Source organism: Trabulsiella odontotermitis (assembly GCF_001297775.1).
In the GTDB taxonomy this organism is placed as follows: domain Bacteria; phylum Pseudomonadota; class Gammaproteobacteria; order Enterobacterales; family Enterobacteriaceae; genus Trabulsiella; species Trabulsiella odontotermitis.
Genome location: NZ_LIFX01000010.1, coordinates 149,881 through 175,503, shown reverse-complemented (window position 1 = coordinate 175,503; position 25,623 = coordinate 149,881). Strand labels below are relative to the sequence as shown.

The 25,623-nt window shown below is 53.9% G+C and carries 22 protein-coding genes and 6 tRNA genes; 17 read left to right on the top strand and 11 right to left on the bottom strand.

The window, feature by feature from the left end:
* The first annotated feature begins 383 nt into the window (after positions 1–383).
* Positions 384–2,081 (top strand): sensor histidine kinase, encoded by a 1,698-nt coding sequence (locus tag AOY23_RS14630; protein WP_054179497.1) that lies wholly within the window; start codon positions 384–386, stop codon positions 2,079–2,081.
* A gap of 12 nt (positions 2,082–2,093) precedes the next feature.
* Positions 2,094–2,822: a LytR/AlgR family response regulator transcription factor gene (locus tag AOY23_RS14625; RefSeq protein ID WP_054179496.1), complete on the top strand. Its 729-nt coding sequence runs from the start codon at positions 2,094–2,096 to the stop codon at positions 2,820–2,822.
* 36 nt (positions 2,823–2,858) lie between these two features.
* On the opposite strand, the gene glk is transcribed toward AOY23_RS14625, so the two are convergent.
* Positions 2,859–3,824, bottom strand: coding sequence for a glucokinase (gene glk, locus AOY23_RS14620; protein ID WP_054179495.1), 966 nt, complete (start codon positions 3,822–3,824; stop codon positions 2,859–2,861).
* A 204-nt stretch (positions 3,825–4,028) separates the two neighbouring features.
* On the opposite strand from glk, the gene AOY23_RS14615 reads away from it, so the two are divergent.
* Positions 4,029–5,261 carry an ion channel protein gene (locus AOY23_RS14615; protein WP_054179494.1) on the top strand — a complete coding sequence of 411 codons (1,233 nt, stop codon included), beginning with the start codon at positions 4,029–4,031 and terminating at the stop codon, positions 5,259–5,261.
* On the opposite strand, the gene AOY23_RS14610 is transcribed toward AOY23_RS14615, so the two are convergent.
* Positions 5,262–6,923: an alpha-keto acid decarboxylase family protein gene (locus tag AOY23_RS14610; RefSeq protein WP_054179493.1), complete on the bottom strand. Its 1,662-nt coding sequence runs from the start codon at positions 6,921–6,923 to the stop codon at positions 5,262–5,264.
* A 177-nt stretch (positions 6,924–7,100) separates the two neighbouring features.
* On the opposite strand from AOY23_RS14610, the gene mgrA reads away from it, so the two are divergent.
* Positions 7,101–8,099, top strand: a complete 999-nt coding sequence (gene mgrA, locus AOY23_RS14605) for an L-glyceraldehyde 3-phosphate reductase (protein ID WP_054179492.1) — start codon at positions 7,101–7,103, stop codon at positions 8,097–8,099.
* Between the two features lie 125 nt (positions 8,100–8,224).
* The gene (gene ypeC, locus AOY23_RS14600; protein WP_054179491.1) at positions 8,225–8,554 is read left to right on the top strand and encodes a DUF2502 domain-containing protein YpeC; all 330 of its coding nucleotides are present in this window, start codon (positions 8,225–8,227) and stop codon (positions 8,552–8,554) included.
* 70 nt (positions 8,555–8,624) lie between these two features.
* On the opposite strand, the gene AOY23_RS14595 is transcribed toward ypeC, so the two are convergent.
* Both AOY23_RS14595 and AOY23_RS14590 read right to left on the bottom strand, forming a co-directional pair.
* Complete coding sequence (locus AOY23_RS14595; RefSeq protein WP_054179490.1) at positions 8,625–9,182, bottom strand: helix-turn-helix domain-containing protein; 558 nt, start codon at positions 9,180–9,182, stop codon at positions 8,625–8,627.
* Between the two features lie 210 nt (positions 9,183–9,392).
* Positions 9,393–10,631, bottom strand: coding sequence for an Nramp family divalent metal transporter (locus tag AOY23_RS14590; protein WP_054179489.1), 1,239 nt, complete (start codon positions 10,629–10,631; stop codon positions 9,393–9,395).
* A gap of 369 nt (positions 10,632–11,000) precedes the next feature.
* Here AOY23_RS14590 and AOY23_RS14585 point away from each other — a divergent pair, with 369 nt between their 5' ends.
* Positions 11,001–12,188, top strand: coding sequence for a NupC/NupG family nucleoside CNT transporter (locus AOY23_RS14585; protein WP_054179488.1), 1,188 nt, complete (start codon positions 11,001–11,003; stop codon positions 12,186–12,188).
* 45 nt (positions 12,189–12,233) lie between these two features.
* Here the strand turns inward: AOY23_RS14585 and AOY23_RS14580 are convergent, their stop codons facing one another.
* From AOY23_RS14580 to AOY23_RS14570, 3 genes are all read right to left on the bottom strand, one after another.
* Positions 12,234–14,414, bottom strand: a complete 2,181-nt coding sequence (locus AOY23_RS14580; RefSeq protein WP_054179487.1) for an EAL domain-containing protein — start codon at positions 14,412–14,414, stop codon at positions 12,234–12,236.
* A gap of 200 nt (positions 14,415–14,614) precedes the next feature.
* Positions 14,615–14,690, bottom strand: a tRNA-Ala gene (locus AOY23_RS14575).
* Between the two features lie 39 nt (positions 14,691–14,729).
* A tRNA-Ala gene (locus AOY23_RS14570) sits at positions 14,730–14,805 on the bottom strand.
* 218 nt (positions 14,806–15,023) lie between these two features.
* Between AOY23_RS14570 and AOY23_RS14565 the strand changes: the two genes are divergently transcribed.
* Together AOY23_RS14565 and AOY23_RS14560 are read left to right on the top strand one after the other, a co-directional pair.
* A complete protein-coding gene (locus tag AOY23_RS14565; protein ID WP_054179486.1) occupies positions 15,024–15,374 on the top strand; it encodes a YfeC-like transcriptional regulator in 351 nt (116 codons plus the stop codon).
* 8 nt (positions 15,375–15,382) lie between these two features.
* The gene (locus tag AOY23_RS14560; protein WP_054179485.1) at positions 15,383–15,787 is read left to right on the top strand and encodes a YfeC-like transcriptional regulator; all 405 of its coding nucleotides are present in this window, start codon (positions 15,383–15,385) and stop codon (positions 15,785–15,787) included.
* 36 nt (positions 15,788–15,823) lie between these two features.
* Here AOY23_RS14560 and gltX read toward each other — a convergent pair whose 3' ends face one another.
* The gene (gene gltX, locus AOY23_RS14555) at positions 15,824–17,239 is read right to left on the bottom strand and encodes a glutamate--tRNA ligase (RefSeq protein ID WP_054179484.1); all 1,416 of its coding nucleotides are present in this window, start codon (positions 17,237–17,239) and stop codon (positions 15,824–15,826) included.
* Positions 17,240–17,498: 259 nt separating this feature from the next.
* On the opposite strand from gltX, the gene AOY23_RS14550 reads away from it, so the two are divergent.
* From AOY23_RS14550 to AOY23_RS14525, 6 genes are all read left to right on the top strand, one after another.
* A tRNA-Val gene (locus AOY23_RS14550) sits at positions 17,499–17,574 on the top strand.
* A gap of 41 nt (positions 17,575–17,615) precedes the next feature.
* A tRNA-Val gene (locus AOY23_RS14545) sits at positions 17,616–17,691 on the top strand.
* Positions 17,692–17,731: 40 nt separating this feature from the next.
* Positions 17,732–17,807 (top strand) — tRNA-Val (locus AOY23_RS14540).
* Positions 17,808–17,811: 4 nt separating this feature from the next.
* Positions 17,812–17,887: transfer RNA gene (locus AOY23_RS14535), tRNA-Lys, on the top strand.
* A gap of 169 nt (positions 17,888–18,056) precedes the next feature.
* On the top strand, positions 18,057–18,401 hold the full coding sequence (locus AOY23_RS14530; RefSeq protein WP_054179483.1) for a FlxA-like family protein: 345 nt from the start codon (positions 18,057–18,059) through the stop codon (positions 18,399–18,401).
* Between the two features lie 149 nt (positions 18,402–18,550).
* Positions 18,551–19,537 (top strand): bile acid:sodium symporter family protein, encoded by a 987-nt coding sequence (locus AOY23_RS14525; protein WP_054179482.1) that lies wholly within the window; start codon positions 18,551–18,553, stop codon positions 19,535–19,537.
* Here the strand turns inward: AOY23_RS14525 and AOY23_RS14520 are convergent.
* The 3 genes from AOY23_RS14520 to zipA form a co-directional block, all read right to left on the bottom strand.
* Positions 19,534–19,752: a DUF3820 family protein gene (locus tag AOY23_RS14520; protein ID WP_054179481.1), complete on the bottom strand. Its 219-nt coding sequence runs from the start codon at positions 19,750–19,752 to the stop codon at positions 19,534–19,536. The two genes, AOY23_RS14525 and AOY23_RS14520, sit on opposite strands and share 4 nt — an antisense overlap.
* A 1-nt stretch (position 19,753) precedes the next feature.
* On the bottom strand, positions 19,754–21,769 hold the full coding sequence (gene ligA / locus AOY23_RS14515) for an NAD-dependent DNA ligase LigA (RefSeq protein ID WP_054179480.1): 2,016 nt from the start codon (positions 21,767–21,769) through the stop codon (positions 19,754–19,756).
* 68 nt (positions 21,770–21,837) lie between these two features.
* Positions 21,838–22,857 (bottom strand): cell division protein ZipA, encoded by a 1,020-nt coding sequence (zipA, locus tag AOY23_RS14510; protein ID WP_054179479.1) that lies wholly within the window; start codon positions 22,855–22,857, stop codon positions 21,838–21,840.
* Positions 22,858–23,087: 230 nt separating this feature from the next.
* Between zipA and cysZ the strand changes: the two genes are divergently transcribed.
* From cysZ to ptsH, 3 genes are all read left to right on the top strand, one after another.
* Positions 23,088–23,849, top strand: a complete 762-nt coding sequence (cysZ, locus tag AOY23_RS14505) for a sulfate transporter CysZ (protein ID WP_054179478.1) — start codon at positions 23,088–23,090, stop codon at positions 23,847–23,849.
* 153 nt (positions 23,850–24,002) lie between these two features.
* The gene (cysK, locus tag AOY23_RS14500; RefSeq protein ID WP_054179477.1) at positions 24,003–24,974 is read left to right on the top strand and encodes a cysteine synthase A; all 972 of its coding nucleotides are present in this window, start codon (positions 24,003–24,005) and stop codon (positions 24,972–24,974) included.
* A 378-nt stretch (positions 24,975–25,352) separates the two neighbouring features.
* On the top strand, positions 25,353–25,610 hold the full coding sequence (ptsH, locus tag AOY23_RS14495; protein ID WP_038156906.1) for a phosphocarrier protein Hpr: 258 nt from the start codon (positions 25,353–25,355) through the stop codon (positions 25,608–25,610).
* Positions 25,611–25,623: the final 13 nt, after the last annotated feature.

Sequence of the window (25,623 nt, the reverse complement as noted above, 5' to 3'; positions counted from 1 at the left end):
CGGAGTAACGTTAGCGCCCGGACCGTCCGAGCGACGCTGCCACGTGTGTGGCGTCTTTAGAAAATACGCTGAAAAATTTCCTGCTGTCGAGAGGGTGAACAAAAAATAATTGCTGTGCTGCAAAAGAGGAACTTATTCAGCCAGTGAAAGCGTGATGATGTTCCGCAAATCGGCAAAATGATATTTTTAATTAACACAAGAACATCAGAATTTTTACTTTGATTTTTCGCGATTGCCACGTTTTCCCTGCATAACGGAAAATCACCAACAATCCCCTTTTAAATTTATGGTTTTTCCGGTTTATACGTCCGGTGCGGGATAGCTGGTCATTCCGCACCAGGTTTTCTATCATACCCCTTCCCTGCGTTATCAATGGCACCTCCATGCACGAGATATTCACCATGCTGCTCGCGGTCTTTGATCGGGCAGCATTGATGCTGATTTGTCTGTTCTTTCTGATCCGCCTCCGCCTGTTCCGCGAACTGCTGCACAAATCCGCTCACACGCCGAAAGAGCTACTGGCCGTTACCGCCCTTTTCTCGCTGTTCGCCCTGTTCAGTACCTGGTCCGGCGTGCCGGTGGAAGGCTCGCTGGTCAATGTGCGTATTATTGCGGTGATGTCTGGTGGCATCCTGTTCGGCCCGTGGGTGGGGGTGATCACCGGCCTGATTGCCGGCACGCACCGTTATCTTATCGACATCGGCGGCGTGACGGCGGTGCCCTGCTTTATCACCAGTATTATTGCGGGCGTGCTGTCGGGCTGGATCCACCGCCGCGTCGCGAAAGCGCAACGCTGGAAGGCGGGGATCCTGGGCGGCATGCTGTGTGAATCGTTAACCATGATCCTGGTGGTGGTGTGGGCGCCCACTACCGCGCTGGGCATTGATATCGTCTCAAAAATTGGGTTTCCGATGATCCTCGGCAGCGTCTGCATCGGGTTTATCGTTCTGCTGGTGCAGAGCGTGGAAGGGGAAAAAGAGGCCAGCGCCGCGCGTCAGGCCAAGCTGGCGCTGGATATCGCCAACAAAACGCTGCCGTTGTTTCGCCATGTGAACAGCGAATCGCTGCGTCAGGTTTGCGATATTATTCGTCGCGATATCAACGCCGATGCCGTCGCCATTACTAACACTGAACATGTGCTGGCCTATGTCGGCGTCGGGGAAAACAACTACCGCGACAGCGATGATATCGTCAGCCCGACGACCCGCCAGGCAATCGGCAGCGGGAAAATCATCATTAAAAACAATGATGAAGCGCATCGCACTCCGGAAATACATTCCATGCTGGTGATCCCGCTATGGGAGAAAGGCATCGTTACCGGCACACTGAAAATCTATTACTGTCACGCGCATCAGATCACCTCGTCATTGCAGGAAATGGCGATCGGCCTGTCGCAGATTATCTCCACGCAACTGGAGGTCTCCCGCGCCGAACAGTTACGCGAAATGGCAAATAAGGCAGAGCTGCGCGCCCTGCAAAGCAAGATAAATCCCCATTTTCTGTTTAACGCGCTCAACGCCATCTCGTCGTCGATTCGCCTGAACCCGGATACCGCCCGGCAGTTGATTTTCAATTTATCGCGTTATTTGCGCTATAACATTGAATTAAAAGACGATGAACAGATCGATATTAAGAAAGAGCTTTATCAGATAAAAGATTATATCGCGATAGAACAGGCGCGTTTTGGTGACAAACTGACGGTGATTTATGACATCGATGATGAAGTCAGTTGCGTAATCCCGAGCCTGCTGATCCAGCCGCTGGTGGAAAACGCCATCGTTCATGGCATTCAGCCCTGCAAAGGCAAAGGCGTGGTGACGATTAGCGTGACAGAGTGTGGGCATCGGGTACGTATCAGCGTTCGCGACACCGGCAACGGCATTGACCCGGGCGTGGTGGAACGGGTGGAAGCCAACGAAATGCCGGGCAATAAAATCGGTCTGCTGAATGTGCATCATCGCGTGAAGCTGCTGTATGGCGAAGGGCTGCACATTCGTCGCCTTGAGCCGGGAACCGAGATTGCGTTTTATGTGCCGAATCAGCGTTCGCCTGTCGCGATACCGGCCCCGTTGTTACCCTGATCCGGAGTTCCTATGAAGGTCATTATTGTTGAAGATGAATTCCTGGCGCAGCAGGAACTGACCTGGCTTATCAAAGAACACAGCCAGATGGAGATTATCGGCACGTTCGACGACGGGCTGGACGTGCTGAAGTTTCTCCAGCACAACAAAGTGGATGCCATTTTCCTCGATATCAACATCCCTTCGCTGGATGGCGTGCTGCTGGCGCAAAACATCAGCCAGTTTGCCCATAAGCCGTTTATCGTGTTTATTACCGCGTGGAAAGAGCATGCGGTGGAAGCTTTTGAACTGGAAGCATTCGACTACATTCTGAAACCGTATCAGGAATCGCGGATCATCAATATGCTGCAAAAGCTGGAAAATGCCTGGCAGCAGCAGTCTGGCGCCAGTAACCCTGGCGTGACGCGAGAAAACGACACCATCAATCTGATCAAAGACGAGAAGATTATCGTCACCAGCATCAACGATATTTATTACGCTGAAGCGCACGAGAAAATGACGTTTGTCTATACCAAGCGCGAATCCTTCGTGATGCCGATGAATATCACTGAATTTTGCGGCAAACTGCCGCCGTCACACTTTTTCCGCTGCCACCGCTCGTATTGCGTGAACCTGAATAAGATCCGCGAAATCGAACCGTGGTTTAACAACACCTATATTCTGCGTCTGCGGGATCTTGATTTTCAGGTGCCGGTCAGCCGCAGCAAAGTGAAAGCGTTTCGCCAACTGATGCATCTGTGAGAAACCCGGCAGGCGTGCGTCTGCCGGGCATAAAACTCAGAGGTACTGCCCGAGGATCTGGCGCAGATGGGCGCCGGAACCGAGAAGGCCCGGGTTTTCATGGACGATCAGATAAACCGGGATGTCCTCCACGTAGGACTTAAAGCGCCCTTTGTCTTCAAACGCGCCGCGAAAACCCGAGGCTTTGAAGAACTCCAGGAAGCGCGGCACAATCCCGCCCGCGATGTACACGCCGCCAAAGGTGCCCATTGTCAACGCCAGGTTGCCGCCGAACCGCCCCATAATCACGCAGAACAGTGACAGCGCGCGACGACAATCGATGCAGCTGTCTTCCAGCGCCCGCTCGGTGACATCTTTCGGTTGCAGGTTTTCCGGCAGACGCCCGTCTGATTTCACAATCGCCCGGTAGAGATTGACCAGCCCCGGCCCGGAAAGTACCCGCTCAGCGGAAACGTGGCCGAGCTCTGCGCGCAGCTGTTCAAGGATAATTCCCTCTTCTTCGCTGTTCGGCGCAAAATCCACATGACCGCCTTCGCCCGGCAGACTGACCCAGCGTTTATCGACATGCACCAGATGCGAAACGCCCAGCCCGGTTCCTGCGCCAAACACCACGACAGGTTTTCCGTCAACCGGTTCTGCGCCGCCGAACTGGATCAGATTCTCTTTTTTCAGCATCGGGATGGCCATCGATACCGCCGTGAAATCGTTGATGATTTCAAGGTGAGAGAAACCCAGATTTTTTTTCATTTCTGCGATAGAAAAAGCCCAGGTATGGTTGGTCATCGCCACCCAGTCGCTGGTGATGGGGCAGGCAATGGCGATACAGCCATCTTCGACATCCACATCGTGCTCTTTCAGATACACACGGACGACCGCCTCAAGGCTGGGGTAATCCAGCCCGGAATAGGTTTTAGCCCGCGAAATCTCACCACTGGCCATATCGCACAGAGCCAGACGCGCATTGGTACCGCCAACATCACCCACTAACGCAAACTTTGTCATTCTGTTACTGCTCCGCTAAAGTCAGAATACTTTTCTGCAAACACTGTAAATTCATGACGCCAGAACGACAACGCCCGCCGCATAAGCGCCAAAGGATTATCGATCTGCGTCACAGATTACGTTTATCGTTTCAGCACCATTTGCACTGACGCCTCCCGTAAACGGGTGCATTGTGCTGTTGACTGAAACTAAAAGGAAATCACCATGCTCCATCCGCGAGCCCGTACCATGTTGCTGCTCTCCCTGCCGGCATTAATTATTGGTATCGCATCCAGCCTGATTTTAGTCGCGGTGATGAAAGTTGCCGCACTGGCGCAAGCGATCCTCTGGCAGTCGCTACCGTTGAGTCTCGGCATTGGTCTGGATTCACGCGTCTGGATCGTGGTGATGCTGACACTGACCGGGCTGGCGGTGGGACTGGTGATCCGCTACAGCCCGGGGCATGCGGGATCGGATCCGGCGCTGGAGCCGCTGATTGGCGCGCCGACCGGCACCGGGCCGCTGCCGGGCTTGATCCTCGCGCTGATACTCGGGCTGGCGGGCGGCGTCAGTCTTGGGCCGGAACATCCGATTATGTCAGTGAATATTGCGCTGGCGGTCGCCATTGGCGCGCGCGTATTCCCGCGTGTCAATGCCCTCGACTGGACGATCCTCGCGGCGGCAGGCACCATCGGCGCGCTGTTTGGCACTCCAGTCGCCGCTGCGCTGGTCTTTTCACAAACCCTGAGCAGTAACGGTGACGCCCCGCTGTGGGATCGTCTGTTTGCGCCACTGATCGCCGCGGCGGCTGGCGCACTGACCACCAGCCTCTTTTTCCAGCCCCACTTTTCACTGCCGATCCCCCATTACGGGCAGATGCGCATCGTGGATATTTTCAGCGGGGCGATCGTCGCGATTATTGCGATTGCCGTCGGGATGGTCGCCGTCTGGTGTCTGCCGCGCCTGCATATGCTGATGCACCGGCTGAAAAACCCGATCCTGATCCTCACGCTGGGTGGTTTTTTGCTTGGCCTGCTGGGCGTGGTGGGCGGGCATATCACGCTGTTTAAGGGGCTGGATGAAATGCAGCAACTGGCATTCAGCCAGACGCTGACGGCGTCCGATTTCATGCTTATTGCGATAGTGAAACTGGCGGCGCTGGTGATTGCCGCCGCCAGCGGTTTTCGCGGTGGGCGCATTTTCCCGGCAGTGTTTGTCGCCGTCGCCCTTGGACTGATGCTGCATGCCCATGTGGACGCGGTTCCGGCGGCGATCACCGTCTCCTGTGCGATTCTGGGACTGGTGCTGGTGGTGACGCGCGACGGCTGGCTCAGTTTATTTATGGCCGCCGTCGTGGTGCCTGACTCCACCCTGCTGCCGCTACTGTGCATCGTGATGCTGCCAGCCTGGCTGCTGCTGGCAGGAAAACCGATGATGATGGCGCAGCGGCGCGAGTGATCAGGCAGTCTGGTTGCGCGCTTCGATGGACTGCGTGAGTACGCGCAGGAAATCCGGGATATCCATCCGCGGCAGCATTACCTCCACCAGCGTTAACCGGTCGCGCTGTTCGCTGAGGGTTAACACTTCTTTCAGTTGCACCGCCTGCGTGACGCGCCAGCACTGCGCCTGACTGTCGAGATTGAGCGCCTGCGGCAGTTGCGTCCAGTTCCACAGCGAAATGTCGTTGTAGCGCTCTTCCGGCCCGTGAATGGCGCGTTCAACCGTGTAGCCTTCGTTGTTCAGCAGCAGGATCACCAGTCGCTGGTCGTCGCGCATCATCGAGCCGATCTCCTGAATCGTCAGTTGCGCGGCGCCATCGCCGATGATCAATACCACCCGGCGGTCCGGCGCGGCGGTCTGCGCGCCAAAAGCGGCTGGCAGCGTGAAGCCAATCGAGCCCCACAGCGGCTGGACAATCAGCGTCACATCCCGGGGAAGCTTCAGCGCCCCTACCCCAAACGCCGAGGTTCCCTGATCGGCCAGCACGATGTCTCCCGGTTGCAGTTGCTCCTGTAGCGTGCTCCAGAAATTTTTCTGCGTCAGGTCGCCCTGCTTCTCTTTGGTGATCGGGCGGCTGGAATAGTGCGGCGATACCCATTGAGACGCCAGTGAGGCAGTGACCTCAATCAGCGCCGGTAGCGCCTGGTGCATCGGCAGACCGCTGAACCAGCGATTGCCAATCCGCGCGGCAAACGGCTGCAGATCGATGGTTTTTTCGGTATTGATTTGATGCGTAAAACCGACCGTCAGCGTATCGGTGAAACGGGTGCCGACGCAGATCAGCGTTTCGGCGCTTTCCACGATCTCACGGGTTTGTTTGTCGCTGGCAACACCACTGTAAGTGCCAATAAATGCCGGATGCTGCTCGTTAAAGAGCCCTTTGCCCATCAGCATGGTGGCATGCGGCAACGGCTGCGATTCCACCCAAGCCTGCAGTTGTGGTTGCAGACCAAAACGCTGGGCAAGGAAATCGGCCAGCAGAACAACGCGGCGGCTGTTGCTTAACAGGCGGTGAGCCTGTGCTTTAAATTCGGCCAGTTGATTGTCATCCACCGTTGATGACTCAACGGCCAATGGACACCCCGGCGGTGACGTCGGCGCGTTGGCGACGTCAGCAGGCAGCATCAGATAGGCAGGACGCCGGTGGGCGATCATCTCCTGTAACACCCTGTCGATTTCCCGGCAGGCATTATCGACGGTAAGTTGTGCCTGAGCGCAACTCACCGGCCCGCTCATTTCATAAAAATGGCTAAAGTTTCCGTCGCCGAGCGTATGGTGCAGTAATTCACCGCGCTGTTGTGACGCCGTCCGCGGCGCGCCGACGATATGCAGCACCGGAACATACTCGGCAAAGCTGCCTGCGGTACCGTTGATGGCGCTCAGTTCACCAACGCCATAAGTGGTTAACAGCGCGCCAGCCCCCTGAATACGGGCATAGCCGTCGGCCGCGTAGGCGGCGTTCAGTTCGTTTGCACAACCAACCCAACACACAGAATCATGGGCAATGACATGATCGAGGAATTGCAAATTGTAATCGCCAGGGACGCCAAACAGATGGTCGATGCCCAGCGCAGAGAGACGATCCAGTAAATAATCACCAATGGTATAAGTCAGTTGCATAGCGTCACTACCTCCTCCGTTAAGATAAATTTGAGTATTGGAGAAGCGCTAATGCTGTCCAGGATGTATCGGAGAAAGCCCGTGGAACGTCAGCTTTACGAATAACAGGAGTGTACTCAGGACTGAACATTCATTAGTGTAAGTGCTTACCCACCCTGACGATTTGTGGAGACGAGGATGATTTACCAGGCAAACAGTGCGCGGTATCAGACTATGGACTACCGCCGCTGCGGACATAGCGGACTGAAGCTTCCGGCCATCTCTCTTGGGCTATGGCATAACTTCGGCGATGTAACGCAGGTGGAGAACAGCCGCCAGCTGTTGCGCCATGCGTTCGATCTCGGCATCACCCATTTCGATTTAGCCAACAACTATGGCCCGCCGCCCGGCTCGGCGGAGAGCAATTTCGGCCGCATTTTGCGGGAAGATTTTCAGCCCTGGCGCGATGAGCTCATCATCTCGACGAAAGCGGGATATACCATGTGGGACGGCCCCTACGGCGACTGGGGCTCGCGAAAATACCTGATCGCCAGCCTCGATCAGAGCCTCAAACGGATGGGCCTGGAGTATGTCGATATTTTTTATCACCACCGCCCGGACCCGCAGATGCCGCTGAAAGAGACCATGCGCGCGCTGGATCATGTCGTTCGTCAGGGCAAAGCGCTGTATGTCGGCCTGTCGAATTACCCGGCGGCGCTGGCGCGGGAAGCGATTGAGATCCTTGACGACCTGGGAACGCCCTGTCTGATTCACCAGCCGAAATACTCAATGTTTGAGCGCTGGGTGGAAGAGGAACTGCTGAATACCCTGCAGGAGAAAGGCGTCGGCAGCATTGCGTTTTCACCGCTGGCGGGCGGGCAACTGACTGACCGCTATCTGAACGGGATCCCCGCAGATTCGCGTGCCGCCAGCAGCAGCCGCTTTCTTAATCCCGATCAGATCACGGAAGAGAAATTGCAAAAAGTGCGTCAGTTGAACGCGCTGGCGGCGCAACGTGGGCAGAAACTCTCGCAGATGGCGCTGGCGTGGGTGCTGCGCGATGAGAAAATCACTTCCGTATTGATTGGCGCCAGCAAAACCGCGCAACTGGATGATGCGGTGGGCATGCTGGCGAACCGGCAGTTTACGGCGGAGGAGCGTGCCGCGATTGAGACAATCCTCGCCGGGGAAATATAGATTTTTCTTTAGCAAAAAGTGCTCTCACTGCATGTTTCAGAGTGTTGCCGATGATAAGGGACTTTACCACCCCGTAATATTGCGGTAACAGGCCGCGCATGGCCCCGATCGTGAAGGAGAAGAGTATGTTCAGGTCAATGATTCTTGCAGCAGTATTGCTGGCTTCATCAGCGCCGCTGATTGCCAGCGCTGGCGAAATCACCCTGTTGCCATCGATAAAATTACAAATTGGCGATCGTGACAATTACGGTAACTACTGGGACGGCGGACGCTGGCGCGACCGGGATTACTGGCATCGTCACTATGAATGGCGTGACAGAGGCTGGTGGAGACATGACAACGGTCTCCATCGCGGCTGGGATAAACGCAACGCGTATGAACGCGGTTATCGCGAAGGCTGGCGTGATCGTGATGACCATCGTGGTCGTGGCCGCGGTCATGGGCATCGCCATTAAGGCATAAAAAAAGCCAGAGTCCGAAGGAAACTGGACTCTGGCAATGGGTCTACTACCGCTTTTGTGCCAATCAGACTGTCATTTCTTTCATAATTCTGTTTTTCAGGGAGTAGATAGCGTTTACGCTGCTGCCCCCCAGCTTACTGAAGACATTCGCCCGGTGCGTATAAACCGTCTTCGGCGACATATTCAGTACCTTCGCAATCTGGTCGACTTTCTGGCCATTCATCGTTTCACGCAGAATGATTTTCTCTTTCGCCGTCAGGTTCACGCGCAACTGGTTTTCCAGTTTCTTATTGCTCATCAGCATACCCACAGCACGCATCAGCTCTTTCAGTGAACTTCTGGAAGAGGTGATCACGCTCGCAACGCAGATGTAAATCAGGTTCGGGTTGTTGAGGACAAGCATCAGGCGGCATTTTTCGTTAATCCGCGCGGTGTAATCAAAGTACCCAGCCGGTGTGTTTCTGTCGATGTGGACGATGACCGCATCGTCTTTATCAAGAGAATCGATGAAACCTGGCTCATCAATTTTTGCTGGCTGAAGCGTGATATTGGATTCCTGCGCCAGTTCAATCAGGCCTGAACGTAAGAATGCATTTTCGGTTGCGATATAAATGTTTTTCATATTGTCTGTACTGTTTAATGTTAGCGGTCGCTGTTACGGGACCACGGATGAACTTTAGTCAGTACAGAATGCCAGCGAGATCACGCCGGACGCAGTGAAATGGTCTTATATAAGAAGATCACAAAATGGTTGTAAAGCATTTAAGAGTCGCCTGGCACGCGGGTTTCACGTTACCAGGCAGGCCGAAAAGCCAGAGATTTGAGGACTTTCTTACAGTCCGAGTGCGGTTCCTATCAGCAGCCAGGCGTTCAGCGCAACCACCAGAAAGACGATGGTCCAGCCGACACGTTTCACTAATTCTGAATTAACCAGATCACCCATTAACGTCTTATTACTGGTGAAAATCAGCAACGGAACCAGTGCCAGGGCAATACCGAAACTGAGCAAAACCTGACTCATGACCAGAATACGCGTCGGATCAAGCCCCATTAAAATCACAATAAATGAGGGCAGCATTGTGACGACGCGACGGAACCACAGCGGGATGTGGAAGCGGATGAACCCCTGCATCACCACCTGCCCCGCCAGCGTACCAACCACCGTCGAGGAGAGACCCGCGGCGATAAGACTGAGGCCGAATATCGTTGCCGCCGCGTGGCTGAGCAACGGCTCCAGCGTCAGATAAGCTTCGTCAAGATCGGCGATACCGGTGTGGCCGTTAAAGTGGAAAGCCGCCGCGGCCGTCGCCATCATCGCCAGGTTGACAAAACCGGCGATGGTCATGGCAATCGCCACGTCCCAGCGGGTGGCATTGTAACGCTCCTTACGCGTCCCGCCGTGAAGGTGTTGCGTCAGCGAAGAGTGTAAATAGATGACGTGCGGCATGATGGTCGCCCCTAACACCCCGGCGGCCAGGAAGACCGCTTCACTGGTGGGTAATGACGGGATAACCATCCCTTTGGCGAGCTGCGCCAGTCTGGGCTGAGAAAAAATCAGTTCCACGATGTACGCCGCGGCGACAAACAACAGCAGGCCACCAATCACTTTTTCCAGTGGTTTCTGACCGCGCCGTTGCAGCATCAAAATCAGATAGGTCGCGATGCCGGTCAGCACGGCCCCCTGCAAAAGTGAAATACCTAAAATGAGCTTAAATCCGATAGCGGCACCGATAAATTCTGCAAGATCGGTCGCCATCGCGATGATTTCCGCCTGCACCCAGTAAAACCAGACCAGCGGACGCGGATAGTGGTCACGAATTTGTTCAGCGAGGTTTTTTCCGGTAGCAATACCGAGCTTTGCGGACAGCACCTGGATCAGCATAGCCATCAGGTTTGCCCACACCACCACCCACAGCAACTGATAGCCGAAGCTGGCGCCCGCCTGAATGTTGGTCGCAAAGTTACCCGGATCGATATACCCAATGGCAGCAATGAATGCCGGCCCCATCAGCGCCAGCCTCATTCGGCGCGCTGCACGACCACGACTGTTCTCAACGCGACTGTTTGTCATTTTCTGCCTCTGAAATATTCTGCCTCTGAAATATAGCCTTTGCTATGTTTCATATTACTAAAATGAGAATGATTATCAAGATCATTTAGCAAGGTGATAATGATTTCTCTGATAGCTATGAACGATAAGCTGAACTGAATAAATGAGGTGCGGGCAAGGTGCTCTGTCACATGCTACCTTGTTATCAAGATTAGAACAAAAAAAAAACTTTTAATACATTTACCAAACATAACAAAAGTGTATGCCTGATCACTATTTTCAGAGTTTACTCACAGGCTGTTATTATAATGCGGCCTGGATCTCGTTTTCTTTTAGCTTGTTGCATAGAATGTGCACGGAAATTTAACCTGCCTCATATTTGGAGCAAATATGGACCGCGTTTTGCACTTTGTCCTCGCGCTTGTTGTGGTAGCGATTCTTGCGTTGCTGGTCAGCCATGACCGTAAACAAATTCGCATCCGTTACGTTGCGCAATTACTTGTAATTGAAGTTTTACTGGCCTGGTTCTTCCTGAACTCTGATATCGGCCTTGGATTTGTAAAAGGCTTTTCCGAAATGTTTGAAAAACTGCTCGGATTCGCCAACGAAGGGACAAATTTCGTCTTTGGCAAAATGAACGACGAAGGCCTGGCATTCTTCTTCCTGAGAGTCCTGTGCCCGATCGTCTTTATCTCTGCTCTGATTGGTATTTTGCAGCACATTCGCGTTCTGCCGATTGTCATTCGTGCGATCGGGACCGTGCTGTCCAAAGTCAATGGTATGGGGAAACTGGAATCTTTCAACGCGGTCAGCTCCCTTATTCTGGGTCAGTCAGAAAACTTCATTGCCTATAAAGACATTCTCGGCAAGATGTCCCGCAACCGCATGTACACCATGGCGGCAACGGCGATGTCTACCGTGTCGATGTCTATCGTTGGTGCGTACATGACCATGCTGCAGCCGAAATATGTGGTTGCCGCGCTGGTGCTTAACATGTTCAGTACCTTTATCGTTCTGTCGCTGGTAAACCCGTATCGCGTCGAAGAGAGTGAAGAGAACCTGCAGATGTCTAATCTGCATGAAGGTCAGAGCTTTTTCGAAATGCTCGGTGAATACATCCTGGCAGGTTTTAAAGTAGCGATTATCGTCGCGGCGATGCTGATCGGCTTTATCGCGCTGATCTCTGGTCTGAACGCGCTGTTCGCAGCGGTGCTGGGTATCTCCTTCCAGGGCATCCTCGGCTACATCTTCTACCCGATTGCCTGGGTGATGGGTGTTCCGGCGAGCGAAGCGTTGCAGGTCGGCAGTATCATGGCGACCAAGCTGGTTTCCAACGAATTCGTAGCAATGATGGATCTGCAGAAAGTGGCTGGCGCGTTATCTCCGCGTGCGGAAGGCATCCTGTCTATCTTCCTGGTTTCCTTCGCTAACTTCTCTTCTATCGGTATTATCGCGGGTGCGATTAAAGGCCTGAACGAAGAGCAGGGTAACGTCGTGTCCCGTTTCGGTCTGAAACTGGTCTACGGCTCTACACTGGTGAGCGTGCTGTCTGCCTCTATTGCCGCGCTGGTGCTGTAAGTCGCTGCAATAAATAAAAAAAACCGGCATTCGTGCCGGTTTTTTTTACGCCTCTAATTCGCTGAGCGGTCGGGGTTTCCCCAGCAAATAGCCCTGCAGATAATCAACACCGAGTTTCAGCAACAGCGCTCTCTGTTCCGCAGTTTCGACATATTCAGCGACCGTCGTCAGGTTCTTCACCTTCGCCATGTCGCAAATCGATTTCACAATCATGCTGTCCATCGAATCCGTCATGATGTCGCGCACAAAGCAGCCATCAATTTTGATGATGTCCGCCTGCAGGGTTTTCAGCCGTTCGTAGTTGGCATAGCCAGTACCAAAATCGTCAATCGCTATCTTGCAACCGAACTCATGCAGTCGCTGAATGTTTTTAACGCTGATTTCCGAGTTGGAAAACGCCTGTTCTTCGGTAATTTCAATGGTGATGGTCTTCGCGTCCACGCGGTGCCGCTTAAACAAAGCGATGATTTCCGAGGCGCACTCTTTTTGCATCAGCGTGAAAGGCAGCAAATTGACCGAGAAATGCTGTCCGGGATGCGCATGCATCGAGGTAAACAGCGTCTCCAGCACCTGCATATCAAACAGCTTGCTCAGGTTGAACTGCGCCACAACCGGAATGAAAAGATCGGGCGTGATGGTTTCTCCGTCACAGACCAGACGGGTCAGGATCTCGTGATACCCCTCCCCTTGCGCATTGACGATCGGCTGCGCATAGAGAACGACGCCGTCGCCTTCCAGCGCGCGTTTAATGCGATTGAACAGCAGGACGCGCTCGGTCGTCTGGTCAGAGACCGTCGACAGGCTGCTGTCCAGCGCCAGCACATTCTGGGTATGGCAGGCCTCTTCGGCCAGCCAGCTGAGTTGCCCCAGCGTATGATTTAACTCTTCACCCTGCTCGTCCACCACGCCCCAGGAGGCACCGAACTGCAACTCCAGCCGGGCATTATTCCAGTAGATCGGGCGGCTGTTGAGGAAATCGACGATATGCGTCAGACGCGACATGGTTTCCGGCCCTTCCAGCACCAGAAACAGCTCACTCCCCGGCAACTGATACAGTTTCTCTTCCGCGCTGAGCAACGGCTGCAATTCGCTGATAATGGTGCGCTTGCAATGAACCCGCATCATCATGCCGTAGTGGCGGCTGAGAAAATCCAGATTGCCCATTCGCAGACAACAGATACTGACCTTCTGATGCGAGGCTAAAAAGTTTTCGAGCGCGCGCAGGTTAGGTAAACCGGTGAGCGGATCCTGCATCGCCTGGCTTTGCCATTTGTGTTTCAGTATGTCGTTGCGGAAATAGATTTGCGACATGAACAGAATACAAATCGTAAAGGAGATCAGAACGGAGAGGATAAACGCCAGCGAATACTCGGTATCCACACCGTGCAGAAAGTTTTTGTTATAGGCCACCAGCAAGAAAACGGAAGCCGCCCACGTCAGGTTGATAAAGGGCCAGCTCATCCGGCTCACCGCGTGGAAATAAAGAATGAAAATAACCGGGACGAGATAACCGGCAATATAATCAGACTCGTAAGGTGCGCAAAGGATGATTAACATCACCACCAGCGCCAGCGACCAGTTGACAGTAAAAAACAGGCGCGGGCGCGTGATGCTGGGCCGTACATTGCGTATCCAGAAGGTCCGGGCATAGCGCGGGTTGAGGATCATACGCATCGGATAATAAAACAGCATGGTGAAAATCAGCACTGCACAGACAAGACTCTGCACATCAACGATCGAATAGATCACTGACGATGATTCAAAATAGCTGGAGACGGTCAGCGGGAAGTCCATATATTCCCCTGACAAATACATCGAGCATTTTATTATCGCGGGTGAAATGAATCCGAACCAGAAAATCCGTACGCCGACGTTTTTGCCCGGCAGACCAAATCGCCAGCGCCGCCCTACCAGCAGGCGGAGGCACGCGCTGGTCACGAATACGCCGGAAAGCTGACAGGCAATCAATACCAGCGAATGGGGATACGGCAGATTCAGCATCCAGTCATTACTCAATGCCAGTCCGATGATCAGCGGCAGCACCGAGTGCCGGCCAAATAACATCATGATTGCCAACATCACGCTGAGTGGCATCCAGGCCAGGTAGATACTGTTACCGTCGACAATGGCCCGTGGCGAGATAAAACGCGAAAGCGGAATAAAGATCAGGCAAAGGATCAGCGCAAGAATAAACTTCCTGGCGGGAGGATTTAATGTGATGCGCATGATGGTTAACAAACGTTCCTGGGCCGTGCGGGATTAGCGGCCCAGATAGTAAATTCAGAAATAGCGCGAATCAAGTTTACACGCATGCGAAAAATTCCTGGTTTTAACGGCAGCCGGAGATCAGACGATTGAATATATGACTTCTGAGTAATAAGAATAACAGAAAAAAAAACCCTCGCCTGAGCGAGGGTTCTTAAATTTGGTGGAGCTAAGCGGGATCGAACCGCTGACCTCTTGCATGCCATGCAAGCGCTCTCCCAGCTGAGCTATAGCCCCACGGGTATTTTACGTACCAAACCTGATGGGAGCAGGATTTGGTGGAGCTAAGCGGGATCGAACCGCTGACCTCTTGCATGCCATGCAAGCGCTCTCCCAGCTGAGCTATAGCCCCGACACGTAAAGCTGTCGTGTTGACGGGCGGCATAATATGAATTCCATTGCCAGGTGTCAACGGCAAAATCTCTCCCCCCATTTCAATCGCTGAAAAAGCAGACAAATGAATGACATTGCGAGCCGCTTCGCAGTCAGTACGAAAAGCTGTCACATTTTCCACTAAAATGATGCTATAACAGGAACCACTAATTCCCACACTTCCAGTCAGGACATACTATGCTCAAGGAACGAATGACGCCGGAGGAAATTGCTCATCTGACCGGTTACAGCCGGCAAACCATTAACAAATGGGTGAGAAAAGAAGGTTGGGAAACCTCGCCTCGCCCCGGTGTCCAGGGCGGCAAAGCACGCCTGGTGCATGTTAATGACAAAGTGAGAGAGTTTATCCGCAGCGCGCAAAGAGCAGCTAACGGTGCGGCCACGGTGCATCCTGCCAGTAACAGCTTTGACTCACTTCTTCTGACTCTCGCCAAAGAGATGACTGATGCGGAACGCCAGCATCTTATGTCACTTCTGCTGCGCGAGGGCATCTCCGGGTTATTACAACGTCTTGGCATTCGAAGCTAACAACATCTATGAAAATATTACATAGCAAAATGACCACGGAAGAGCTGGCCCAGTGCCTCGGCATCGCAAAACAAACCGTCAACAGATGGATCCGCGAGCAGGGCTGGCAGACAGAAACGATTCCGGGTGTAAAAGGTGGACGCGCACGACTGGTTCATATCGATCATGGCGTCAGGGAATATCTGGCGAACACACCGGCGTTGCGCCGCGGATCAACCCAGTATCAGCTTGCTGAGCCAGTGCAGAATTATGTTGTGAAGGAAGCCGATCCCGCTCTGCGGCAGATTGTCGACATCTTACAGGTGATGACCGACGCGGAAAAACAGCGGCTGGTGATGTTGCTGTCGCGGGAAGGCATTAGCGGATTTATGGCGCGTCTGGGCATTGCCGACGCCGATGAAGCGTCATCATAACGGCAGGTCTGCCCTGCCGTTATTGTCGCCTGTCGCTTACTGCTGGGATTCGCGTTCCGCAATAAAAGCGAGCGCTTTGTTGATGCGCTCAATGCTGCGGGTTTTCCCGATCGCATGAACGGTGACGTCCAGTGCTGGTGACTGACCCGCACCGGTGACGGCAACGCGCAGCGGCATGCCCACTTTGCCCATGCCGACATCCAGTTCATCCGCGGTTGCCTGAATCGCGTGATGCACATTTTCAGCCGTCCAGTCGGTAATGGCGGACAGCTTATCACGAACCACTTCCAGCGGCTGGCGCGCGACCGGGCGCAGGTGTTTCTTCGCCGCGTCAGCATCAAATTCTGCAAAATCTTCGTAGAAATAACGGCAGCTCGCCGCCATTTCTTTCAGCGTTTTGCAGCGTTCACCCAGCAGTTTCACCAGCTCAGCCAGTTGCGGACCGTTACGGGTGTCGATATTTTCCTGCTCGATGTGCCATTGCAGGTGCGTCGCTACATACTCCGGCGCCAGCGTATTAATGTAGTGATGGTTCAGCCACTGTAGTTTTTCCGTGTTGAACGCACTGGCGGATTTGCTGACCGCGCCGAGGCTGAACAACGTGATCATCTCTTCGCGGGTGAAGATTTCCTGATCGCCGCTCGACCAGCCCAGACGCACCAGATAGTTGAGCAGCGCTTCCGGCAGGTAGCCGTCATCGCGATACTGCATCACGCTCACTGCGCCATGACGCTTGGAGAGTTTTTTGCCGTCATCGCCATTGATCATGGAAACGTGCGCGTACATCGGTACTGGCGCATTCAGCGCTTTCAGGATGTTGATCTGGCGCGGGGTGTTGTTGATATGGTCTTCACCGCGGATCACGTGGGTGATCTCCATATCCCAGTCATCAACCACAACGCAGAAGTTGTAAGTCGGAGAACCATCGGTACGGCGGATAATCAGGTCATCCAGCTCGAGGTTACTGAACTCGATCGGCCCGCGGATCTGATCGTCGAACACCACGGAACCGTCCAGCGGGTTAGCAAAACGCACCACGCAAGGCTCATCATCAGCATGATGTTCATGGTTATGGCGGCAACGACCGTCATAACGTGGTTTCTCACCGTTTGCCATCTGCTGCTCGCGCAGCGCTTCAAGGCGCTCTTTGGAGCAATAGCATTTATAGGCGGTGCCCGCTTCCAGCATCTCATCAATCACCGCGTTGTAGCGGTCGAAACGTTTGGTCTGGAAGTACGGACCTTCGTCCCATTCCAGGCTCAGCCAGTTCATACCATCCATAATGGCTTCAATAGCTTCCGGCGTGGAACGTTCGAGATCGGTGTCTTCGATACGCAGCACAAACTCACCGCCGTGATGACGAGCAAAAAGCCAGGAATAGAGAGCAGTTCGTGCACCGCCGACGTGCAGATAGCCTGTCGGGCTTGGCGCGAAGCGAGTTTTGATTTTCATGAAAAGGCCTTACGTTGGTATAGATGCCGACAACCGGCAAATCCTGGAATAGAAAAACAGGGGGGTATTCTATCACTGTGGTCTGATTCCTCAATGTTGTTCCCGTCAGGACGCTTCGCTTTGGCTTTTTTGTTTATAAATCAGGCCATGCGGAGGGCGCATTGATAGTTTTGTTTAAATTTACGACGAACGGACAATTTCTTTTGAAAATGCGTTGACTCATTTTCAACTCTCCCTATAATGCGACTCCACACAGCGGGGGTGATTAGCTCAGCTGGGAGAGCACCTCCCTTACAAGGAGGGGGTCGGCGGTTCGATCCCGTCATCACCCACCACTACTTAGGTAGTCTCCGCCGTGTAGATAAGAATGAGAAGTGGGTGATTAGCTCAGCTGGGAGAGCACCTCCCTTACAAGGAGGGGGTCGGCGGTTCGATCCCGTCATCACCCACCACTTTCTCGCCAGCGAATTCTTATCATTGAAGTACCGAAGTGGGTGATTAGCTCAGCTGGGAGAGCACCTCCCTTACAAGGAGGGGGTCGGCGGTTCGATCCCGTCATCACCCACCACTTCGGGTCGTTAGCTCAGTTGGTAGAGCAGTTGACTTTTAATCAATTGGTCGCAGGTTCGAATCCTGCACGACCCACCAATGTAAAAAGGCGCCCTAAAGGCGCCTTTTTTGCTATCTGCGATTTCATTCTGACCCACCAATGTAAAAAAATGCCCTAAAGGCGCTTTTTTGCTGTCTGCGATAAATCCATCAAGTTCCTGAACAAACTGCCGATATTGCTGTTTTAGGGCGATAAAAGGGGTTTGTTATGACGACCATTCTGACATCAACACCATCAATACAAAGCAGCACGCAGAGTACGAGAAGTGCGCCGCAAGGTGACGATACGGCAGCGCAAATTTCGAGCATTACGAAAAAGATTAGCGATCTGACACAGCAACTGAAGGATATCCCGAATTCCAGCGCCAGTGCCGAAGATAAGAAAAAGCAGCAGGACCTGATTGAAGCGCAAATCAAAATGCTGCAGGCACAACTTGCCCAGCTACAACGCAAGCAAGCCGAAGAAGCGCAGCAGAAACAGCAGCAACAAGAGGTCAAAACGACCGACGAGACCAGCGCAACCAGTCAGTACCAGATCGACGTTTACGTCTGATTCCACCGCCTCCTGTGCGAGCAGCCGACAGCCTTTTTGCCTGCTCGCCATTGAGCTCCCCTGCTCTCCCGGCATGAAGAATGCAGAATACTGTTTTATTTCTCAAACCAGACAACGCACAATAGTGTTATCGAATTTGAGGAGTGTTTATGAAACTGTTTCGCATTCTGGATCCCTTTACGCTCACACTGATCATCACTGTACTGCTGGCTTCATTCTTCCCCGCTCAGGGCAATTTTGTTCCCTTTTTCGAAGGTCTGACGACGGCGGCCATCGCGCTGCTGTTCTTTATGCACGGGGCAAAGCTGTCGCGTGACGCGATTATCGCCGGGGGAAGTCACTGGCGGCTGCATCTGTGGGTAATGTGCAGCACGTTTGTGCTATTTCCTGTTTTAGGGGTGCTGTTTGCGAAATGGGCGCCGGTGGATGTCGATCCGGCGCTGTATACCGGTTTTTTGTATCTGTGCATTCTGCCCGCGACGGTGCAATCCGCCATTGCTTTTACATCGCTGGCGGGCGGTAACGTCGCAGCAGCGGTCTGCTCCGCCTCGGCGTCGAGCCTGTTAGGGATTTTCCTGTCACCGTTGCTGGTTGGGCTGGTGATGAATATTCATGGTGCGGAAGGCAGCCTGGAGCAGGTCGGCAAAATCATGCTGCAACTGCTGCTGCCCTTCGTGCTTGGCCACCTGTCCCGCCCGTGGATTGGCGAGTGGGTCAGCCGCAATAAAAAGTGGATCGCCAAAACCGATCAAACATCGATTCTGTTAGTCGTTTACTCCGCCTTTAGCGAAGCGGTGGTGAACGGCATCTGGCATAAAGTCGGTATGGGTTCGCTGCTGTTTATCGTGGTCGTCAGCCTGGTGCTGCTGGCGCTGGTCATTGTGGTCAACGTGGTGGTGGCGCGCAAATTCGGTTTCAGCAAAGCAGACGAAATCACGATTGTTTTTTGCGGTTCGAAAAAGAGCCTGGCCAACGGCATTCCGATGGCCAATATTCTCTTCCCGACATCAATGATTGGGATGATGGTGCTGCCGCTGATGATCTTCCATCAGATCCAGCTGATGGTCTGCGCTGTGCTGGCGCGTCGCTACAAACGCGCCACCGAAAAACTGCAGCAGAAACAGGCCAGCGCTTAGCGCGGCTTCTTCAGGGGCTGAACCAGATGCGTCAGCCCCTCGGTTTTGATGAGCAACGTAAACGCCATCAACTGACCCAGATGCCCGGCAGGAAACTCATCCTTGCGGGCAAACCACAGCAAATACTCTTCCGGCAAATCAATCAGCCTGCGGCCTTTGTATTTACCGAACGGCATTTCGGTGTTGGCTATCTCGATAAGCTGCTCGCTGTCCACATTACGCCCCCAGCAGCCGCAACATTTCGGCTTCGTCGATCACATCAATCCCCAGTTCCTGCGCTTTGGCAAGCTTAGAGCCTGCCGCTTCACCAGCAATCACCAGATCGGTTTTCTTCGACACGCTGCCCGCCACTTTTGCGCCCAACTCAGTGAGTCGCGCTTTGGCCTCGTCACGAGAGAGCTGGCTCAGGCTGCCGGTCAGCACGATGGTTTTCCCGGCAAACGGACTGTCTATCTCTTCAGCGTTGATGACCACTGGCGCAGGCCAGTGTACGCCCTGATCGCGAAGCTGCTGAATGACGTCGCGGTTACTCTCTTCAGCAAAGAAGTTAAAGACGTGCGTGGCGACCACAATGCCGACATCCTGTACTTTTTGCAGTTCTTCAATGGACGCCGCCGCCAGCGCCTCAATAGAGCCAAAATACGCGGCTAACCCGGCTGCCGTCGCCTCACCCACTTCGCGGATGCCAAGCGCATACAGAAAACGGGCAAAAGTGGTTTCTTTCGATTTTTCCAGCGCATCCACCACGTTTTGTGCCGATTTCGGTCCCATGCGATCCAGCCCGGTCAGCACACCCGCCGTCAGTTTGAACAAATCTGCTGGTGTGTGGACGTACTCTTTTTCCACCAACTGGTCGATGATTTTGTCACCCATGCCATCGACGTCCATCGCCCGGCGCGAGACAAAATGCTTCAGCGATTCTTTGCGCTGTGCACCGCAGATAAGCCCGCCCGTGCAGCGGGTGACGGCTTCGCCCTCGACGCGCTCCACGTCAGAACCACACACCGGACAACGGGTCGGGAATTCGACAGGACGGGTATCGTCCGGGCGCTCTGAAAGAATAACGTTAACCACCTGCGGGATAACGTCACCGGCACGGCGGATCACCACCTTGTCACCAATCCGCAGCCCGAGACGCTCGATTTCATCGGCATTATGCAGGGTGGCGTTGCTGACCAGCACGCCCGCCACCTGCACCGGTTCGAGGCGCGCCACAGGCGTAATAGCACCAGTACGCCCGACCTGAAATTCGACGTCGCGCACTACCGTCATCTGCTCCTGCGCCGGGAACTTAAAGGCCACTGCCCAGCGCGGTGCGCGCGCCACGAAACCCAGCTGTTCCTGCAATGCCAGCGAGTTGACTTTGATCACCACGCCGTCGATGTCAAACCCGAGCGTGGGCCGATCTGCTTCCACTTTATGATAGAACGCCAGCACGGCTTCGGGGGAATCGCACAGCGTTACCCGGTCGCTGACCGGAAGCCCCCACTCTTTAAACTGCAGCAAACGCCCCAGATGGGTATCCGGCAGTTCACCCCCTTCAAGAATGCCGATGCCATAGCAAAAGAAAGTAAGTGGTCGCTTCGCGGTGATGCGCGGGTCGAGCTGGCGCAGAGAGCCTGCCGCGGCATTGCGCGGGTTAGCAAATACCTTGCTGCCAGTACGACGGGCCTCGTCGTTGATTTTTTCAAACCCGGCCTGCGGCAGGAACACTTCGCCGCGCACTTCAAGGCGTGCAGGAATATTGTCGCCGCGAAGTTTGAGCGGAATCGCGCGGATGGTGCGCACATTGGTGGTGATGTCCTCACCGGTGGTGCCGTCGCCACGCGTTGCCGCCTGCGTCAGTACACCATTTTCATACAGGATGCTGACCGCCAGCCCGTCCAGCTTCAGCTCACAGCAGTAGGTCAATGCGTCCGCACTTTTCAGGCGATCCTGCACGCGCTTGTTGAAAGCGAGAAAACTCTCTTCATCAAAAACGTTATCCAGCGACAGCATGGGAATTTCATGGCGGATCTGGCTGAAGGCTGTCAGCGGTGCCGCACCCACGCGCTGCGTGGGGGAATCCGGGGTGATCAGGTCAGGATGCTGAGTTTCCAGCTCGCGCAGTTCGCGCATCAGGCGGTCATATTCCGCATCCGGGACTTCAGGGGCATCCATCACATGATAGAGATACTCATGATGGCGAAGCGTGGTTCGCAGTTCTGTTAGTTGTTGTTCAATAGAGTCCATATCACACCATCAATGATAAAAAACCCCCGACAGGCGGGGGTTCAGGATAGATTGCGAGACACCAGCGATCAGGCGTTGGCGTCTCTGACTTCGCGAATGCGATCCTGATACTCGCGCAGTTTTTGCGGGGTCATCATCCGGCGCTGATCGTCCAGCACCACGCCGCCGACTTCGTCTGCAATGTACTGTGCGGATTGCAGCATCAGCTTAAAGTTTTGCAGTTCGTCACCGTAGGACGGCACCTGCATGAAGATGGTGATCCCCGGGGTCGCCATGTCGACCATGCTTTCCGGATCAAACGTCCCCGGTTTTACCATGTTCGCCAGGCTGAAGAGTGCCGGGCCGCTGCCGTCCGGGCTGAGATGGCGGTGGAAAATATTCATATCGCCAAATTTAAACCCGGCCTGTTGAATGCTGTTAAGAAGCAGTTCGCCGTTGATCTGCGAGCCATGATGCGCCGCGACGTTCATCACGATCACCGCTTCTTTACGCTCTTTCTTCTCCGGCTCAGGCGCCGGAGCGGGTGCCGCTTCCACTGCCTGCGGTTCAGGCGCTGGTGCTGGCTGTGCGGGTTCAACCGGAGCCGGTTCTGGCTGCTGCGGTGCGGATTGTTGTGGTGACGGCGTCGTAACAGGCTCAAACTGCAGTTGCTGCTGAGCAGGCTGATGCGGTTGTTGCTCCGGTTGCTGCACATGAGGCGGCTGAACAGGCTGAGGCTGAGAACGCGGAGCAGAATGCGATTGCGGTGGCTGGTGCGCCGATGGCTCCTGGCGAGCCGGTTGCTGAACCTGGCGCTCGTACGGCGGCTGGTACTGGTGTTGCGGCGACTGGCGAGAAGCGTCTTGCTCCCCGTGCGGTGCATTCTGGGCAGGGGTCACCCGGTGAACGCGCACTTCACCTACACCTTCGTCATCAAAGCCGTCATCATCAGACTCGTCGTCATCACGCTGCGACTTCATGCGTTTCAGCGGGCGATCGCGGAACATGGAAGAACGTTCTTTGCGACTGGTCCAGAAACCATGAACCAGCAGTGCAAGTATGGCGATCGCGCCAACTATGATTAATATCAGACGCAAATCCTGCATCATTATATTCTCTGTTGTTCTAACACCTTGCCACCACGGCAAACATTTACTCACTAAGAGTATTTGCCGTTGACCTCAAGTGCAAGTGCGTGGGTGGATTTCCCCCCATAAAGATGAACTAAATCGTGCTTTTTGCTGCTTTTTCGAACATTTCTGAACTGGTTATTCACGGACAACCCGATAAGATAGATGGGCATTTCATCAGGCTGTTATAAAAGGAGCATCACCTGACCATGGTTTCATCTTCTGCAACTGCCCCGCGTAGCGGTGTCTATTACTTTTCCCAGGGCTGGAAACTGATCCGTTTACCGGGTATTCGCCGTTTTGTGATCCTGCCGTTGCTGGTCAACATTGTGCTGATGGGAAGCGCATTCTGGTGGCTGTTTACGCAACTCGACAGTTGGATCCCGTCACTGATGAGCCGTGTGCCTGACTGGCTGCAATGGCTGAGCTATCTGCTGTGGCCTGTCGCCATCATTTCCGTGCTGCTGGTTTTCGGCTATTTTTTCTCAACGATTGCCAACTGGATTGCCGCTCCCTTCAGCGGTCTGCTGGCAGAACAGCTTGAAGCGCGACTGACCGGCGCGACGCCGCCCGATGTCGGTGTTTTCGGCATCATGAAGGATATACCACGTATTTTGAAACGTGAATGGCAAAAGCTGGCGTGGTATCTGCCGCGTGCTGTGGTGCTGCTGATCCTCTATTTCATTCCCGGTATCGGCCAGACCGTGGCGCCAGTGTTGTGGTTCCTGTTCAGCGCCTGGATGATGGCGATTCAGTATTGCGATTATCCATTCGACAACCATAAAGTACCTTTCGCTACCATGCGCGAATCGCTACGCACCCGCAAAACCATCAACATGCAGTTTGGCGCGTTGACCAGCCTGTTCACGATGATCCCGGTGCTCAACCTGGTGATCCTGCCAGTAGCTATCTGCGGCGCCACCGCCATGTGGGTCGACTGCTATCGCGACAAACACGCGATGTGGAAATAATCTGAAAAAACGGGTGGCTTATGCCACCCTTATTCCATACCGATCATCTTTATTTCACATCTGCATATAGATATGCGAAATCCGTACTTCCGCATATTGCCTGAGCAGGTATGCTGAGGGCGGTTCCCAATTTCAAACAGTTAAGGACGGGCTATGAGCAAGATTTTTGAAGATAATTCGCTGACAATCGGTCATACGCCGCTGGTTCGACTGAACCGAATCGGTAACGGACGCATTCTCGCGAAGGTAGAATCCCGTAACCCAAGCTTTAGCGTCAAATGCCGTATCGGTGCCAATATGATTTGGGATGCCGAAAAGCGTGGCGTACTGAAGCCTGGCGTCGAGCTCGTTGAGCCGACCAGCGGTAACACCGGGATTGCGCTGGCCTACGTTGCCGCCGCGCGCGGTTACAAGCTGACGCTGACCATGCCAGAAACCATGAGTATTGAACGCCGTAAGCTGCTTAAAGCGCTGGGCGCCAATCTGGTGCTGACGGAAGGCGCAAAAGGCATGAAAGGCGCGATTCAGAAAGCGGAAGAAATTGTTGCAAGCGATCCGGAAAAATACCTGCTGCTGCAGCAGTTCAGTAACCCGGCCAACCCGGAAATTCACGAGAAAACCACCGGCCCGGAAATCTGGGAAGACACTGACGGCCAGGTCGACGTGTTTATCTCGGGTGTAGGTACCGGTGGTACGCTGACTGGCGTCACTCGCTACATCAAAGGCACCAAAGGCAAAACGGACCTGATTACCGTGGCGGTTGAACCGGCAGATTCACCGGTCATCGCGCAGGCGCTGGCGGGTGAAGAAATCAAACCCGGTCCGCACAAAATTCAGGGTATCGGCGCGGGCTTCATTCCAGGTAACCTGGATCTGAAGCTTATCGACAAAGTCGTTCCCATCACCAACGAAGAAGCCATTTCCACGGCGCGTCAGCTGATGGAAGAAGAAGGTATTCTGGCAGGGATCTCCTCCGGAGCCGCCGTCGCGGCAGCGCTGAAGCTCCAGGAAGATGAAACCTTTACCAATAAGAATATTGTGGTTATCCTACCGTCTTCGGGTGAGCGTTATCTGAGCACCGCACTGTTCGCTGATCTCTTCACTGAGAAAGAACTGCAACAGTGATGCCAGGTTGAAGATGCTGCGTAAAAAAGCACCCGTCCGGGTGCTTTTTTGTGGCGTACTTCAAATTTTTACCCCCCCTGCCATTGCTTCACCTCGTCGGGTCTGGTATTTAACCATCACATTTATTTTGAAGCGCGAAATTATTCATTACAGGATTTCCGCTTGCTGAATCGATTTTATGATTTGGTTCAAGTCCCGCTTTCGCGGCATAATGTTTAATGACGAGCTAAACGTCAGTGGCCAAAAGTGCCCGTCAGGATTGCGGATAATTTTCTGAGTCGCGATCGAAAACGTCGGCGCTAACAATACAGGCTAAAGTCAAGCCGCCAGGCTAGACTTTAGTTCCACAACACTAAACCTATAAGTTGGGGAAATATAATGTTCCAGCAAGAAGTTACTATTACCGCTCCGAACGGTCTGCACACCCGCCCTGCTGCTCAGTTTGTTAAAGAAGCGAAAGGCTTCACCTCTGAGATCACTGTGACCTCCAACGGCAAAAGCGCCAGCGCAAAAAGCCTGTTCAAACTACAAACTCTGGGTCTGACCCAGGGCACTGTTGTTACTATCGCCGCAGAAGGTGACGACGAACAAAAAGCAGTACAGCATCTGGTAAAACTGATGGCGGAACTCGAGTAAGTTCTGGAGTTCT